We start from the raw sequence: 17419 nt of genomic DNA, 5'->3' as shown, positions 1-17419 counted from the left end.
TCAGAAAACATTGTTACATGGGCAATAATCATGTTAATCTGGATAAGTACAACCTGCTATGCATTTTCGTATCCGCATAACACAATTGATTCGATACCTGTCAGAACTCTAAGATATCATCCAGATGGAAATGATTTCGTAATTGTGAACGGAAAAAATAAATTCGATCGTTCGCTGTATGGATGGCAAACAGCTTTCCGCGTGGAAGCTGGTGATTTACCCATGTTTGCTTTGTATATGCCTGGAACTGGCGGATGTTTGAAACTGGGAGTGATAAGCCAGCCCATTTCAAAATGGGCAGAATCCTTTGCCAGCATTGAATCACGCTACCATGCAGGAAAAATGATATACACATTGCAAGATCCAAGTATTGGACAAGCAAAAATCAGAATTGAGGTTGACCCTTTGTATACTGCACATGGCATGGCAGTAAGAATACAGGTTGTACATGTGAAAAAGCCATTTCAACTGATACTCGCATTTGGTGGAGCAGGTGGAATATATCCTGCTCGCAACGGCGATCTGGGAGCAGATTCTCCTGATGTATTTGATATAACACCTGCTCATTGCCTGAACAATCATTTCATTGTTCAAACACCTCGTTTTTTTCTCACGTATAAAAATAAAAATTCCTACACCACCCTTGAAGGCATATTACCAGCAACATCGGAAATAAAAATTTTAGATGCAAAGAAAATGAATGATCCAGTATCGTTTATGCATTCGGATACAAATACACAAACGCCTGTACTTGCAGGCAAAATAAATATCAAACGAGATGGAGATTTTTTTCTGGTAATCAAAGAAAAAGATAGCTCCGCTTTGTCCGTTAGAAGGGCTAAACAAATATTCCTGAATGCAGAAATTCAAAGAAAGAATATGGCAAACAGGATTTATGTACATACGCCCGATCCATTCATGAATACAATAGGAAGTGCTATGAGTATTGCTGCCAATGCTATCTGGCAGGATTCTGTTTTTATGCATGGAGCCGTAGCCTGGCGTATGCCCTACAACGGATGGCGCGGATCTTATGTGGCTAATGATTTGGGATGGCATGAAAGAGCTAAAACATTTTTTCGGGCATATAATAAAAGTCAATTAACAGAACCAGATACCTGCATCGTGGCACCAGATCCGAAAGCCCATCTTTCCAGACAAATTGAAAAAACAGGGTTGGGTATTTACAACAGCGGATACATTTGTCGGTATCCAAATGGCAGACTCATACCCGGGCATTATGATATGAATCTGGTATATATCGATGACATGATTCGGCATTTTCAATGGACAGGCGATACGGCCTTCATGCGTGAATGTTGGCCTGTAATCAAAAGGCATCTTGATTGGGAAAAAAGAAATTTCGATCAGGATCATGATCATTTATTTGATGCTTATGCCTGCATCTGGGCGAGTGATGCACTGGAGTATAGCGGTGGTGATGTTTCATACAGCTCAGCCTATAATTATTTTCAACATAAATTGGCTGGAGAAATTGCATCTTTACTTCATGAAAATCCCCTTCCGTTTGAAAATGAAGCACAACGAATTCGGAATGCCCTATTGAGCAAATTATGGATTCCACAGAATGGATCGCTGGCGGAGTTTCAAGATTTAACAGGCGCCAGGAATCTGCATCCCGATGCAGGATTATGGACCGTTTACCATGCAATAGATGAAGAGGTTACAAACCCCTTTCAAACTTATCAACTGCTTCAATACATCAATCATGATATTCCTCACCAATATTTCACGTGCCCAGGCATACCAGGTAAATATTTTGAATTATCAACCACTGATTGGATGCCCTACACATGGTCGGTAAACAATGTAGCCATGGCCGAAATGGCTCATGCAGCTCTGGCATACTGGGAAGGAGGTCAAAAAAGAACAGCTTTCCAATTGTGGAAAAGCTTGATACTGGAAAGCATGTATTTAGGAAATTGCCCTGGAAATTTTGAACAATTATCTTCCCTCGATCATTTCCGGGGAGAATTATATCGCGATTTTGCTGACCCGATCGGCATTTGTGCTCGAACGCTGGTGGAAGGATTATTCGGCATCTGGCCCGACGCTATCCATCACCGCTTGTTTATCATACCTGGATGGCCTGACGAATGGAGGTTTGCCACAATTCGAACACCAGATATCCATCTGGAATTTCATAGAAACCTGAATACAGATCACTATGTAATCGAACCCCGGTTTGAAACTCCTATGGGATTAGATCTTTGCATACCCGTTGATCATATCATTCCTTCCGAAATATGGGTCAATCAACATCAGGTCAACTGGATTGTTGACAGTTCTGCTATCGGATATCCGCGTATTGTGATCTATGTTGCTTATCAACCTAAATATGATATTCTCATTAAATGGTCGTCTGATTCCTTGTCTTTACCAGCTTATCAACCAGTACTCTCTTTCCTGGATACCCTTCGGGTGAACCTTAAACAAATAAAGTTCATACAAATGTTTGACCCTCAAAATATTGTTCAGGATGTATCTGTAAATGATCATCAGCTTAAAATACATTTCCGCAAGCCTGCAACGGGCTATCATAGTTTTTTCATCCAGCTGGCATATCATGGAATAAAATGGTGGTATCCTATTGACATTTACCTCCAGCAACCCATAGGCATTCAGGTTCAAAAGAAAGCAAATCACATTTACCTTCAGCTGATCAATCGGAGTCATTTATCTTTCCCGTCTAATCAGGTTCAGATAAATGCATCTTTATCTTTCGAGATTCCCGAGCTTAAAGCCTATACTGCTTCCAGTTTAATTAGCATTCCGGATAGCATCTGGTTTTCGGGAACCAATCGCATCCTTGTTTCTTCGCAAGGAAAGATAGTACTGGATACTATCTGGACTGACTGGGAATGGACTATGCATTCTCATTTTCTTCATCAAAAAGAAATATCATGTGATTCATTTTTCAACGCCAGGGTTCAAGATATTTTCCGGAAAGATTATCTTTCACCCCGACCCCATGTTCCCACCTTACAACTGCCCATCCAGGGCATCGGCAACTGGACAGCACCGCTTATTCAGCCACATATCGAAATAACGGGTTGGTTACAAACATCAAAACATGGAAAAACATTTTTCCCAAATGGCGTATCCATACTTTGTCCTCATGATAGCATACAACAAAACATTGCATTTGTGTCAATCTGGTCAAATTATCCGGATAGTATAACGATTCCCATTTATCAGTCGGCCAGGCATGCTTATTTCTTAATGACGGGTACTACCAATCCTATGCAAACACACATAACCAACGGCAAGATCATTGCCTGGTACATGGACGGAACATGCGACAGCCTGCAGCTCATCAATCCCGACACCTGGTGGCCTATTGAACAGGATTACTACATCGATTCATTTGCTTTTCCAGATCAAACGCCTGTTCCCTATCGGCTGCATTTGAAAACAGGTGAAATTACCAGACTCAGCACAACTTATTCTTCTTTACCGGGTTTTACCAATCGTGCAATTGATGGTGGAGCAGCTACCTTACTGGATATGCCCTTGAATCCCAATAAAACGCTATCTCATTTTACTGTGAGAGCTACTACCAATGAAGTGATAATTGGTTTAATGGGCATTACACTTATTCAATAAATTTAACGTATGATGAATCCAAAACGGCTCATATCGAATACCCAGCTTTCACTCCTCATGCTGGCTTTCCCCATATCCTGCATGGGACAACAAAAACTTTCTATTGCAGGAACCTGGTATTTTCGCATGGATACAGCCGATAAAGGAATTTCAGAAAAATGGTTCATGAACTACCCCTTAAGCCAGGAAACAATTTTGCTTCCGGGCTCCATGCCACAAAGAAACAAAGGATTTACACCTACTCTTCATACCCAGTGGACCGCCAGCATATACGATAGCTCATGGTATTTTGATCCGGATATGGCAAAGTTCAGGCAGCCTGATAGTTTAAAGTTTCCCTTCTTCCTTACACCCAAAAAATATTATGTAGGTCCAGCATGGTACCAAAGAAAAATCAAAATCCCTGAAAACTTGAATCATCAATGCGTGATCCTCTACCTGGAAAGAGTACACTGGCAATCTACGGTATGGATAGATAGTGTTTTGATCGGACAAGGAAACAGCCTGAGCTGCCCGCATGAATTTGTCTTACCTGAAAATATCAAACCTGGCACTCATCTTTTAACCATTCGCGTGGATAACCGCATACTGAACATTAACCCCGGTAAAGATTCACATAGCCTCACCGATCAAACACAAGGCAACTGGAACGGTATTGTGGGAAAAATGTTTTTGATTGCTCATCCTCTGTGCTATATCAAAAACATTCAAACATTTCCGGATATTGTCCATCAACAAGTTATTGTACATTTATCCATAAGCAATCAAACAAAGAAATCTATAGCTGGAAAGATTCAACTCAATGGATATAGTTTCAATACAACTGAAAAACTTCACGTTGATCCTCTTCAGCTTCCCGTTCATCTACCAGCCGGTGATACCACTTTAAGCATAAATTACAATCTGGGTAAAAAAATTGCATTGTGGGATGAATTTCACCCTTCCCTGTATCATTTAACTGTACAATTGCAAACACAGGCAGGAAAAGATATAGATAGTACCGACTTTGGTATGCGCGAATTCAAAACAGAGGGAACATATTTTACCGTCAATGGCAAAAAAACTTTTATACGCGGTACAGTAGAGAATTGTGATTTCCCGTTAACAGGTTATCCCCCTATGGATGTAAATGCATGGTTAAGAATATTTAAAATTTGCAAGTCTTACGGATTGAATGAAATGCGATTTCACTCATATTGCCCACCAGAAGCGGCTTTTAAAGCTGCAGATCTAACCGGAATGTATCTGCATGTAGAAGGACCCAGCTGGGCTAATCATGGATCTTCCCTTGGCGATGGACATCCTATTGATCAATATATCTATGATGAAACGAATCGAATAGATCAATACTATGGAAATCATCCTTCTTTCTGTATGATGGCTTATGGAAACGAACCACGTGGCGCTCATCAGGTGGCTTATCTCAATGCATTTGTGGATTACTGGAAACAAAAAGATCCCCGTCATCTTTACACGGGGGCATCTGTAGGCATGAGCTGGCCATGGGTTAAAGAAGAACAATTTATTGTCCGGTCGGGACCCAGAGGACTACCATGGGCAAATGAATCTCCCAATACTCTTTTTGATTACCAAAAAGCTATTGCAGGTCACGACATTCCCTATGTCGCACATGAAATGGGCCAATACTGTGCATTCCCTGATTTTAAACAAATCAATCAATACACAGGTGTCATGCAACCACGAAATTTTGAATTGTTTCGTGACATCCTGAATGAACATCACTTGGGAGACGAGGCTGAAAATTTTCTGATGGCATCCGGAAAATTGCAGTTATTATGCTACAAAGGTGAAATAGAGGCTGCATTGAGAACGCCAGGTATGGCAGGTTTTGAATTGCTGGCACTAAATGATTATACAGGTCAGGGCACAGCATTGGTAGGCGTATTGAATGTATTCTGGCAAAGCAAAGGGTATGTTACTCCTTCCATCTTTAGCTCGTTTTGCAACGCAGTGACTCCTCTTGCCCGAATTCCGAAATTTACTTATTACAATACCGATACCTTTCAAGCCTATATACAAATCGCCAATTTTTCTCCAAAACCTTTACAACAAGCGTTAATCAAATGGACAATTAGGAACGATAAAAATCATGTACTTGCTGAAAGCCAATTTTTAAAGAAGAAAATTCCTATTGGAAACGATATCATACCAGATACCATACGTTTTCCACTTTATAATATTGAACATGCAGAGAAATGCACTTTAAGCATTGAAATTGCGGGTACACCATATAGAAATCAATGGTCATTCTGGGTATATCCTCATCATCAAATAGATCTTCATCATCTGCAGAATATTTACATCACACATGAGTTTGATTCGAGCGCTGTTCAGGCCCTCAGTCAAGGGAAAAATGTATTGCTGCTGTGTGCAGATCATGTAATTTTAGGTAAAGATGTATCCATGCATTTTTTACCCGTATTCTGGAACACTTCCTGGTTTAAAATGCGTCCACCTCATACTACCGGAATATTTGTAGATACCACACACCCCTTGTTTAAATACTTCCCTACAGCTTATTATCAGGATTTTCAATGGTGGAGCATAGCGAATAAACAGCCCGTTATGTGGATAAAAGATTTTCCACCTGCATTCAAACCGATTGTACAACCCATTGATACCTGGTTTAGAAACAGAAGACTGGCCTTAATATGGGAAGCAAAAGTGGGAAAAGGTAAAATACTGGCCTGCAGCAGTGATCTGGAAACTAACAGCAAGAAATACCCAGAAGCCAATCAGCTTTTATATGCGATTATACAATATATGCAATCTTCAGCATTTCAACCCAAGTATGTTGTTTCCGTTCATCAAATTGAAAGTTTATTCTCATCTAATGATCAAAGCGGTACATATCATTCATTTACAACAGATGCTCCGGATGAATTAAATAAAAAACAGTAAAACTATGAAGAAATGGATACTTACATACAGCTTTCTTCTTGCAGGCATAATGGGTTATACCCAGCAGTATACATATATCGTTTTGAAAAAGCATGCACATCCGGCAGTAAAATCAGCTGCTTATCTACTGGCAAAGGCATTGCATATTGACACAAACAATATTGTGGAAGAGAGTGAAATCAGTATTCCATCGCCTCATCAGATTGTGCTGGATGAAGGTATTCCCTCATCGACGGAAAAGATTTTTTTACAAAAAGACCCTCAAACTGTGCAGTATGATGGATATATTATTCGATTTCATAATAAAGGTGCACTGATTTTTGGTAAAAGACCCCGATCATTGCTTTATGCAGCAGGAGATGTGTGTTGGTGGAAAAATATCAAAGAAGGTGTATATGTTCGACAACCAGCTTTCAAAATTCGGGATATTAATTTGGGTAACGAACGCAATATACCATTATTGATTGCGCAAACGGGTGCAAATATTATATTTGAAAATATACATCCCGACTTTGTAACGTTGCAGAAAAGTTTTCCGCAAATATGGAACCGAATTCCTCCAGAAGACCAGCAAAAGTTACTCGAAAAGAAAAACGCAGCTATCCAAAATGTAACGCGCATTCTGCAGGCATGCCATGATGCTGATGTAGATTTTTATCCTTTCTTGTATGGAAATGACATTGTAAGATGGTCGCCAGTTTTGGCCAAAGCCATATATGATGTATATCCTTTCATCAAAGGCGTTCGCGCACCCCATTCATGGGAAAAAGCCTCTATCAATCCTTCTCTTCCCCTTGCCTGGGAAATCATGGACTCAATCCTTTCAGAATATGTGCAAACATTGAAAGGAGATGGTTTAATCACTACCTTCTGGGATGAATATGGAATATATAGCCAGGATAGCCTGTCTGTCGGCAACGGATTGAATCAGTTTAACAAAGAACTTTATAAAAACATTGGAGAATATGAACGGGTGCTTAAAATCTATCATCTTCCCCTGATTGTTAGAACCTGGTCATCCGGAACAGCTCATTGGGTATCATTACGAAATAATGAAGGAACGCTGGAACGCCAGTTTGTACATGCTCCTGGATATGGCGGATTTAGTGGCGATCGTTTGTCTTTATGGAAATATGTAATTGATTCATTACCTGCAGATATTGTTTTGCAAACCAAGGCCTATATGTCGGATTGTTTCCCTGCTGCAAGAGATAATACATTGATTGGAAAAGTAGCCCCTCATCCGCAGATTATTGAGTATCAAATGACAGGACAAACAACTGGTTTGTATTACTTGCCGGCCATAAACGTGTCCTACACCGATTCTACCCTAAAACGGGCTTATGCTAAAATCGGTTCTGAAGGTGGGACCAGTTTGTTTTACGGAGCTACTCATCAGGTAGATTATCACCCCTTTTCAGATATCATAAATAGCATAAATTTATTTGCATGGAAAGAATTATCTTGGAATATTCATGCATCTATACAAAAAATATGGAACACATGGGCATTGCAATTTTATGCACCGGAAGCTGTGCCCTATATTGTAAAAGCCCTTCAGCTTTCAGAACCTGTAATCAATGACATATTTTCTACACTGGGTTTTGGTTGGGATACCAATTCAGGATTCCCTGGAACGATTGACCGACGAGAAGTATTGCTTATGTACACCAATAGATATTACCTGCCGGAATATCAGCGCTTTCTAATCCCTAATAAGGAAAATATTGAAAAGGTGATTCATCAAAAGGATCTGGCATTGAAACGAATAGACAGCATGTTCATCTATCTCAATCAGGCTAAAACATTTTTAACGAATCAACAATATGAAGAACTTGATACCCGATTTAACTGGCTGAAATATGTGGCTTTGGTGAACAAAGAACTCGAAGTGAGCTATTGGAGATACCGCTACCTAAGATATTTATTTTCACTTCGCACTACCGACACCACACAATTCCAATGCATCGTAGATTCATATAAGCGTGTTGCACAGCTGAAAGATAGTTTATTTCAATTTAATCCAGATCTGATATTTAGTCCATATCATCATACCTTAGGCGAAATCAACCGTATGAGGCACATCAGCCTGGGAAGTCCCTTACCACTCATGCGAGATATTTATACCGAATCCCAAAAATATGTGGAAGAATTTACAGGACCCATATCTAAAAACGAAGCATATGAAACAAAGTAAATTGCTCATTTTTCTGCTGCTATTTGCAAGCATCAAAACAACTGTTTATGCTCAATCAAGCGCATCGACCGAAGAGGTGCTGAGAAAAATTGCTGACCGAATTATTTCACAAGCAGATTTCTCATTTATCAATACCCGCACCCATGAAACTTATTCAAATCTGAAAAACCTGCCTGTATTGCCTGATATACAACTGGCAAGCCAATATGCTGACTGGCATTACACCAATGGAGTATTAAATATAGCTATGCTGGATCTATCAGATACATTACATGATTCGAAATACCGCGAATTTGTGGATCATTATTTTTCATTTGTATTTAATCCGGATAATCTGAATTATTTCAGGAGAGAATATGATTCTGTATTGCATACCCCTAATGGGCTGGAAAAAGTTGCGCGTGTGCCCTGGTACATGTTTTTCCGGATGATTCGGCTGGACGATTATGGCACCATGGCAGGAAGTCTGATTCAGGAATATCAATTTCACCCAGATCCCGCATATAAAGCATATATCGATAAGGCAGCTTATACCCTTTTAAACAGAGAACCTCAACTGAAAGATGGAACCATTGCCCGATATTTTCCGCATCAAATGACGATCTGGGGAGATGATTTGTATATGAGCGTCGCTTTGCTGGCCAGATTGGGATATTTAACAGGTGATAAAAAATATTTCAACATGGCCGTTCATCAAGTAATGATGTTTCATCATTACTTATGGGATTCCGTTAAACATTTGTACTATCATTGTTATTACATGGATAGCCACCACCCCGGTGTGGCTTATTGGGGCAGAGCAAACGGATGGATGATGATGGCTCAGGCCGACCTGTTAACCTATTTACCTAAAGATGATCCCAACAGAAAAATTTTACTCGACTTATTCAGACAACAAGTAGAAGGCATTGCCCGCTATCAGGGACCAAATGGGCTCTGGCATCAGTTACTGGATAAAACGGATTCTTATTTCGAAACGAGCTGCTCGGCTATGTTCACATTCAGCATTGCACGAGGCGTGAACAGAGGATGGCTCGAACCCGATTATGCACAGGTGGCTGCCTTCGGATGGAAAGGGATTTTGAGTAAAATCACCGCTGATGGTGACGTCACCGATATTTGCCCGGGAACAGGCATTGCACCTTCTACGGTTGTGTATTACAACCGGCCACTGGAAAAAAATACGCCAATGGGAGAAGGACCTGTATTGCGTGCCGGAACAGAAATCCTGCATATGCAACCCTACAGGGAAATACCAGCTTCTGCAACCTACCACCTGATACAGGATAGAAATAAAAAATAATCATCATGGGAAAAATCATTGCTTATTATCTGGCATTATGCCTGTTGTTGTTTACCGATGTGCATGCGCAACAATTATATGCTCTTGACTTTGGAAACGGAAAAACTGCAAGTGGATATCAGCAGGTGAATGCACTAACAAAATATACAAATGAAAAAGGATATGGGTTTGATTTAAATAGCCAACCTGTAGCTATAGATAGAAAGGGAACAAATCCACTAACAAGCGATTTCTGTACCAGCAATGCTCCTTTTTTCTTTTCAATTGCCCTTCCAGAAGGCAATTATCGGGTTTCAATTACACTGGGCGATGATTGGCAGCCTGCCGAAACCACAATCAAGGCTGAATCTCGCCAGCTTATATCGAAAAATATCATCACCAAAGCAGGGGAACATATAACAATTCATTTTGCCGTGAATGTGAGAGATAGCATGATTGAATCAGGAAGGCCGATCAAACTTAAACATGACGAACATGACAAGCTTGATTGGGATAACAAGCTTACGCTTGAATTCTCGGGTGCACGGCCCTGCGTGGATGCCATCACCATTGAACGAGATGAAAACATACCCACTATTTTCCTGGCCGGCAATTCTACAGTCACTGATCAGGGAGTAGAACCCTGGGCCAGCTGGGGACAAATGTTCCCTTATTTTATAAAACCCGGTGCGGCTGCTATAGCGAACTATGCTGTATCCGGAAGCACACTGAAAGCATTCATCGCAGAAAGAAGACTGGAAAAGATTTCCAGATTGATGAAACCAGGCGATTATTTGTTTGTGGAATTTGCTCATAATGATCAAAAGCCCGGGCCTAATCATGTAGATCCATATACTTCATACAACGAATATCTGCGCATATTCATTGACTCTGCTCGTGCACATGGAGCTATTCCGGTACTGGTAACCTCAACATGCAGAAGATTTTTTGACTCTACAGGGCATATTATGCCCACGCTTGGCGACTACCCTGATGCCATGCAATACGAAGCCCGGAAAGACCATGTGTTATTGATTGATTTAAATGACATGACCAGAACATTATACGAAACCTTAGGACAAGAAAATTCCAAACAACTGTTTGTTCAATATCCTGCTGGGACTTTTCCAGATCAGGAAAAAGCATTAACCGATAATACGCATTTCAATGATTTTGGCGCTTTTGAATTAGCCAAATGTGTGGCATGGTATATTATTCAACATCAATTGCCATTAAAAAAATATATCGATGAGGAAAAAATCGGAAATTTCAGTCCCACCCATCCGGATGATTTCAAAAAATGGGATTTACCGCTTACACCCTTATTCACCACCGCAAAACCAGCTGGTAGTTAATATAAAACACAGTGTTATGAAAAAAATCATGATCATTTTTGGCTTTTTATTTCTTTCATCAGCCATGCTGATGGCCAACCCATTGCCCGACACCAATTGGATAAAAGATGTAGGAGCAGGAAACATCTACATTCGAAATCAGGTTTTTTATGTGAATGATTTCGGTGCTGTAAACGACGGCAAAACCATGAGCACATCGTTTATTCAAAAAGCCATTGATGCATGTGCAGCAAAAGGTGGGGGCATTGTAGCATTTAAACCAGGCACCTATCTCACCGGATCCATTTTTGTAAAATCTAATGTAGAACTGCGTATCGATTCCGGTGTTACGATCATTGGCAGCCAACACATCGAAGACTATCCCATGATTCCCACAAGAGTTGCAGGTATTGAAATGCAATGGCCGGCTGCACTGATTAATGTCATTCAACAGCATAATGTTAGGATCACGGGTCATGGCATCATAGACGGAAGGGGAAAACCTTTCTGGGACAGTTACTGGAATCTGCGCAAGGTGTATGATCCCAAAGGCCTCCGCTGGGCAGCCGATTACGATTGCAAACGTCCACGATTAATCCTCATTTCCCGATCAAATCATGTAGAGCTAAGCCAGCTTCATTTGCAACGATCAGGTTTCTGGACGGTGCACATCCTGTACTCCGATCATGTAACCGTAAATGGTATTACCATTCAAAACAACATAGGCGGACATGGCCCCAGCACCGATGGAGTGGATATTGATTCTTCCACCCGCATATTGGTAGAAAATTGCGATGTGGACTGTAATGACGATGATTATTGTTTGAAAGCAGGCCGGGATGCGGATGGATTGCGGGTAAATAAGCCCACGGAATATGTGGTGATCCGCAATTGCATAGCCCGGCATGGAGGCGGATTGATTACTTTCGGTAGTGAAACATCAGGAAGTATCAGGCATGTTTTGGTAGAACATTCTAAAGCCATAGGTACATCCAATGGCGTTAATTTCAAATCTGCTTTTACAAGAGGAGGAACCGTAGAAGACGTGTATATCCATCATATCCAGATGGAAGATGTAAACACAGCTATTCGTTTTAACCTCAACTGGAATCCCAATTACAGTTATACTTCTCTTCCTGCTGGCATAAACCCGGACTCCATCCCCGATTACTGGAAAGTGATGTTACAAAAAGTACCTCCATCAAAAGGTACGCCTACTATCCGAGACGTGTACATCGCCGACGTACGTGCAACAAATTGCACACAAGGCATTTATGCCGCAGGCATGCAAACCTCCCCTATTCAAAGCATCACATTGAAAAATATTCAGATTGAGGCTCAAAATGCAGGAACTGTTCAATATGCCAGGAACTGGAAAGCTATTGAGCTGCAAATTACATCTGCCAATCATAAACCCGTTCAATTAGAACACACGGAAAACGTCAATCTATGAAGCGTTCATGTTGTCATCACCTGCTACGCAATCTGCTGACCATACATGTGATGATATTGTCGTTTTCCTGGCATGCATGGGGATATGTAGATCTTCCGGACATCATTTCCGATAGCATGGTATTGCAACAAAATCAACCTATCCCTATCTGGGGGAGGGCACTCCCAGGCGAAGAAGTGATTGTGCGATTCAAAAACCAGGTCAAAACCACCATAGCCGACGATCAGGGGCATTGGTACATTGTACTCAATCCTATGCAAGCTGATAGTGTAGCTGCTGATATGTGGATCGAAGGTATTAATACCATTCATCTAAAAGGCATATTGGTAGGAGAGGTGTGGTTGTGTGCCGGGCAATCGAATATGCAGCTTACTTTGAGTGAAAGCCTGCATGGCGATTCAGCAGTAACATCCGCCCATGATCCTCAATTGCGTCTGTTTAATGTAAATCGCATCACTTCCTTTGGACATCAGTATGGCCCTATCGGCCAATGGCAAGCCAGTTATCCTGCTTCGGTACGTGTTTTTTCTGCCGTAGCTTATTATTATGGACAACTATTAAGGCAAAAACTGCATGTGCCAGTAGGCATCATCAACGATTCGTATGGTGGATCGCAGGCAGAAGCCTGGACTCCCGTGGCCTATCTGCATACACCTGATTTACAACCTTGCATAGACCGCGAAAAAACCTGGGCTGCCGAACGCGCTATTGTTCAACACCAATATCAGCAAGCAATTACACAGTGGAAATTATATGCAGAACAAGAGCGTGCCGCTGGACGTGTTCCCCGAGAAGCTCCACATCAGCCTGATGCACTTCGTGAATATCGCCCGGCAGGATCTATTTATGAACACATGGTAAAGCCTCTGATTCCTTTTGCAATCAGAGGCGTCATCTGGTATCAAGGTGAATCCAATGAAGATCGGGCAGAACAATATGGCATTTTGCTACCCACCCTGATCCGCTCCTGGCGCAATGAATGGCACAATGATACACTGCCGTTCGGCATCATTCAACTGCCCAACTTTCGTGATCCCCATCCCTACCCTGCCGATGAAGCATGGAGCCACCTTCGCGATGCACAAAGATGGACAGCCGATACCGTGCCTCATTGCGGCCTAATCGTAACCATTGACCTGGGAGAAGCTCATAATATTCACCCCAAAGATAAATGGGATGTCAGCAAAAGAGTGCTTCAATGGGCGCTGGCCAAAGTTTATGATTGGCCTGTATTGCCAGGTGGACCTATCTTTCAGCAAGCACATCCGAATGGAAATAAAATGATACTCACATTTACCTGCACGGGAAAAGGATTAAAAACTACCGATGGTATGCCTCCAAATGAGTTTGCCCTTGCCGGTGAAGATCATCAATGGCATTGGGCCAAAGCTAAGATTCTATCTCCCAATCAAATCATCGTGTGGAGCCCCGAAGTAAAGCATCCCATAGCCGTGCGGTATGCCTTTAACAACAACCCCCTGCGTCCCAATCTAACCAATGATTCCGGCATCCCGGCTTCACCATTCCGATCCGACGATTGGCCGGGGCCTACGCATGGGAAAAGATGAATGAAGGATTTCACATACTCGATATTGATGATAACCTGAAATACATATTCCTGCTTAATATGAGCATGAAGATAAAATTCAAGAGCTTTATCCGACATTCCCTGAAAAGAAAAAGCAAGATTTCTTTCAGGCAACGATGGCTTATGTTTTTGCTACCTTGTATGTTGGCTTTTTCTCATTTTCATTTCCACAAAAGGGAGCCATTTATTTTATCTGCCCCGGATCAACCAGCTATCATTTTTGTTGGCGCATCTGAACCAGATGTTGTTAAAATAGCAGCCAATGGGCTTTCAGAAGATATTCAGGACATTACCGGCATAAAGCCCAGCATCGTGAAAGAAAAATATACATGGGAACAAGCCAATGTAATCATTGGCACTGCAAACGATTCGCTGATTAAATATCTGAGCACACAGTACCATCTGCCCGACATACGCAATCATTGGGAACATTTTGTGGTTAAGATTCTTCACCATCCATTTGGCAATAACAAAGATGTACTGCTAATCATGGGCAGCGACCCCCGAGGTACTGCCTATGGTGTATTCACCGTGAGCCGCCTGATTGGCGTATCGCCCTGGAAATGGTGGGCTGATGCAATACCTATGCACAAAGACCAGATTGAGTTAGATAAAGATATTTATCTGAATGAAGAACCCTCCGTAAAATATAGAGGCATTTTCATCAATGATGAAGACTGGGGCTTCAGGCCATGGGCAGCAAAAAACATCGATACCGAATTGAATAACATTGGTCCTGCAACTTATGCCAAAGTGTTTGAACTTTTGCTTCGATTAAGAGCCAATACAATTTGGCCAGCTATGCATCCTGGAACCCAAGCTTTTTTCTCCGTACCGGGTAATTATGAGATGGCTCAAAGATATGATATCCTGATTGGCACCTCGCATGCCGAACCTATGTTGCGGAATAATGTGGGAGAATGGGATTCCAAACAAATCGGCGATTATAATTATGTAACGAACAGGAATGCCGTGTATCATTATTGGGAAGAACGCGTAAAGCAAGTTTCCGGAACCCACAATGTAATCTTTACACTGGGTATGCGAGGTATTCACGATAGCAAGATGGAAGGTGCAAAAACAATTGAAGAACAAAAACAAGTGCTTACCCATGTGTTTGAAGATCAACGAGCACTTTTACGTAAATACATGGACACCAATCTATCGAATATCCCGCAAATTTTTATCCCTTACAAAGAAGTGTTACCTGTATATGATCATGGATTGAAAGTGCCTGACGATGTTACACTTGTATGGCCGGATGATAATTATGGTTATATCCGCAGGCTGAGTAATCTGAATGAGCAAAAAAGATCGGGATCATCAGGAGTATATTATCACATTTCGTATTGGGGAAAGCCGCACGATTATTTGTGGTTATGCACTACCCAACCTGGCCTGATTTGGGAAGAAATGCAAAAGGCCTGGGCATATGGAGCCCATCGCATTTGGATACTCAATGTGGGTGATATTAAACCCGGAGAATTTGATATGCAATTCTTTCTGGATATGGCCTGGAATATTCATGCCATCAAAGCCAGTGAAATCAGATCCTACATGCGAAACTGGTATGCCCACCTATTTGGAAATCAATTTGCTGATTCCATCTGCACTATCATGGATGAGTATGATCGGTTGGCCAGCATTCGCAAACCCGAATTCATGGGATGGAATCAAGTGGAACCCAATACACCCGTTCAAAACGCAGCTTTCCATCCATTTCAACACGGAGATGAGATTGATCAACGTATCAGAGCATATCAGAAATTAGCAGAACAGGCAGAACGAATTCAGAAACATATTCCAAATAACTTACAGGATGCTTACATGGAGCTTGTGCTGTATCCGGTAAAAGCCTCTGCATATATGAATGAGAAGATCTTATATGCGCAGAAAAGCAGATTGTTTGCACATTATCATCTTCCTGTTGCATGGAAGTATGCATCATTATCTCAACAAGCTTATGATCGTATTGTAAGCATAACCCAGCAATACAACCAAGTTGCACATGGGAAATGGAGATATATGATGGATATGCAGCCCCGCAATTTGCCTGTATTTCAGAAACCTGTCCTGCCTAAAATAATTAACCCCACACAAAAGGGTACACTGATCTGGCTGGAAGGGCAAAGCAAGCCGATTGAAAATCATTTTTACGATACACTGCCGGTTTTTGCAGGCCTGCCTCATGAATCCCATTTCATTGATTTGTTTAACCGGGATACGGTTCCTGTTCGTTGGGAGGCTTCTGCAAGCACTGATTGGATAAGCATTCAACCCGCTTCATCAGGCATATTGAAAGAAGAAATACGGTTACAAGTGAGTGTAAATCCCAAACTTCGTCCATCTTCTCCTGCATCCGGGATGATTCGCATCCGTTCGGGAGACAGCACTTATGTCATTCACGTACAACTTGTGCCTGTCCCCACTGCTGCATTGTCTTCCCCGCTTCTCGTTGAAAAAAATCAACTGATCAGCCTGCAAGCCTATCAGTTTACCCACAAGCATGAAGCAGTGAATGTAGGAAAATGGACGGGTATTCCTTTGTTAGGATATAGCGATAGCGCTTTCACACTCTTACCATCCTCTTCAAGTCCGATCAACCAAAACGACACTGCATATCTGAGTTACCGGTTCTACACCTGGAGCACTGGACCTGCCGAAATCACCATCTTCACTTTGCCTACACACGCGGTACAGCCTCACGGACAATTGCGGATAGCCGTTTCAGTTGATCAAAAACCCAATCACATCCTTTCTTATGATGCCGAAGCAGAGACTTCCGCATGGAAAGAAAATGTACTCAGCAACCATGCCCGCTGTATTTTTTCCGCTGATTTTACCCAACCCGGATGGCATGAATTAAAAATAGCCCCTCTTGATCCCGGAGTAGTTCTGGATCAAATCCTGATCAACTTCCGGCCTGATATACCTGTTTATGCCATTCAGGACAAATGAGGTAGTAACAAATACATTTTGCTTTAAGAATCAGATTTTTGTAACTATCCTGCCGGGC

Annotated in this window: 8 protein-coding genes; all 8 read left to right on the top strand. The window is 41.7% G+C overall.

Annotated features, from left to right (window positions below):
- The first annotated feature begins 144 nt into the window (after nt 1–144).
- Nucleotides 145–3627: a DUF4450 domain-containing protein gene (locus tag BM367_RS10230; RefSeq protein WP_177224195.1), complete on the top strand. Its 3483-nt coding sequence runs from the start codon at nt 145–147 to the stop codon at nt 3625–3627.
- Nucleotides 3628–3636: 9 nt separating this feature from the next.
- The gene (locus BM367_RS10225; RefSeq protein ID WP_092460238.1) at nt 3637–6549 is read left to right on the top strand and encodes a sugar-binding domain-containing protein; all 2913 of its coding nucleotides are present in this window, start codon (nt 3637–3639) and stop codon (nt 6547–6549) included.
- A gap of 4 nt (nt 6550–6553) precedes the next feature.
- The gene (locus tag BM367_RS10220; protein WP_143104006.1) at nt 6554–8746 is read left to right on the top strand and encodes a hypothetical protein; all 2193 of its coding nucleotides are present in this window, start codon (nt 6554–6556) and stop codon (nt 8744–8746) included.
- The gene (locus tag BM367_RS10215; RefSeq protein WP_092460235.1) at nt 8733–10049 is read left to right on the top strand and encodes a glycoside hydrolase family 88/105 protein; all 1317 of its coding nucleotides are present in this window, start codon (nt 8733–8735) and stop codon (nt 10047–10049) included. The genes BM367_RS10220 and BM367_RS10215 overlap by 14 nt, the downstream gene beginning before the upstream one ends.
- Nucleotides 10050–10054: 5 nt before the next feature.
- Nucleotides 10055–11383: a rhamnogalacturonan acetylesterase gene (locus tag BM367_RS10210; RefSeq protein ID WP_092460233.1), complete on the top strand. Its 1329-nt coding sequence runs from the start codon at nt 10055–10057 to the stop codon at nt 11381–11383.
- A gap of 16 nt (nt 11384–11399) precedes the next feature.
- Nucleotides 11400–12815: a glycoside hydrolase family 28 protein gene (locus BM367_RS10205; RefSeq protein WP_092461019.1), complete on the top strand. Its 1416-nt coding sequence runs from the start codon at nt 11400–11402 to the stop codon at nt 12813–12815.
- Nucleotides 12812–14383, top strand: a complete 1572-nt coding sequence (locus tag BM367_RS10200) for a sialate O-acetylesterase (protein ID WP_092460232.1) — start codon at nt 12812–12814, stop codon at nt 14381–14383. Before BM367_RS10205 ends, BM367_RS10200 begins: the two co-directional genes overlap by 4 nt.
- A gap of 332 nt (nt 14384–14715) precedes the next feature.
- Nucleotides 14716–17361 carry a glycosyl hydrolase 115 family protein gene (locus tag BM367_RS10195; protein ID WP_177224194.1) on the top strand — a complete coding sequence of 882 codons (2646 nt, stop codon included), beginning with the start codon at nt 14716–14718 and terminating at the stop codon, nt 17359–17361.
- The last annotated feature ends 58 nt before the right edge of the window (nt 17362–17419 follow it).

The sequence above is a fragment of the Thermoflavifilum thermophilum genome (assembly GCF_900116565.1).
GTDB lineage: Bacteria > Bacteroidota > Bacteroidia > Chitinophagales > Chitinophagaceae > Thermoflavifilum > Thermoflavifilum thermophilum.
The sequence above is the reverse complement of the archived record's forward strand: the minus strand, read 5'-3'. Positions and strand labels throughout refer to the sequence as shown.

Excerpts from the sequence above, each read along its gene's own strand:
- BM367_RS10215 (WP_092460235.1), top strand. The coding sequence starts at position 8,733 with ATGAAACAAAGTAAATTGCTCATTTTTCTGCTGCTATTTGCAAGCATC.
- BM367_RS10220 (WP_143104006.1), top strand. The coding sequence starts at position 6,554 with ATGAAGAAATGGATACTTACATACAGCTTTCTTCTTGCAGGCATAATG.
- BM367_RS10225 (WP_092460238.1), top strand. The coding sequence starts at position 3,637 with ATGATGAATCCAAAACGGCTCATATCGAATACCCAGCTTTCACTCCTC.
- BM367_RS10200 (WP_092460232.1), top strand. The coding sequence starts at position 12,812 with ATGAAGCGTTCATGTTGTCATCACCTGCTACGCAATCTGCTGACCATA.
- BM367_RS10210 (WP_092460233.1), top strand. The coding sequence starts at position 10,055 with ATGGGAAAAATCATTGCTTATTATCTGGCATTATGCCTGTTGTTGTTT.
- BM367_RS10205 (WP_092461019.1), top strand. The coding sequence starts at position 11,400 with ATGAAAAAAATCATGATCATTTTTGGCTTTTTATTTCTTTCATCAGCC.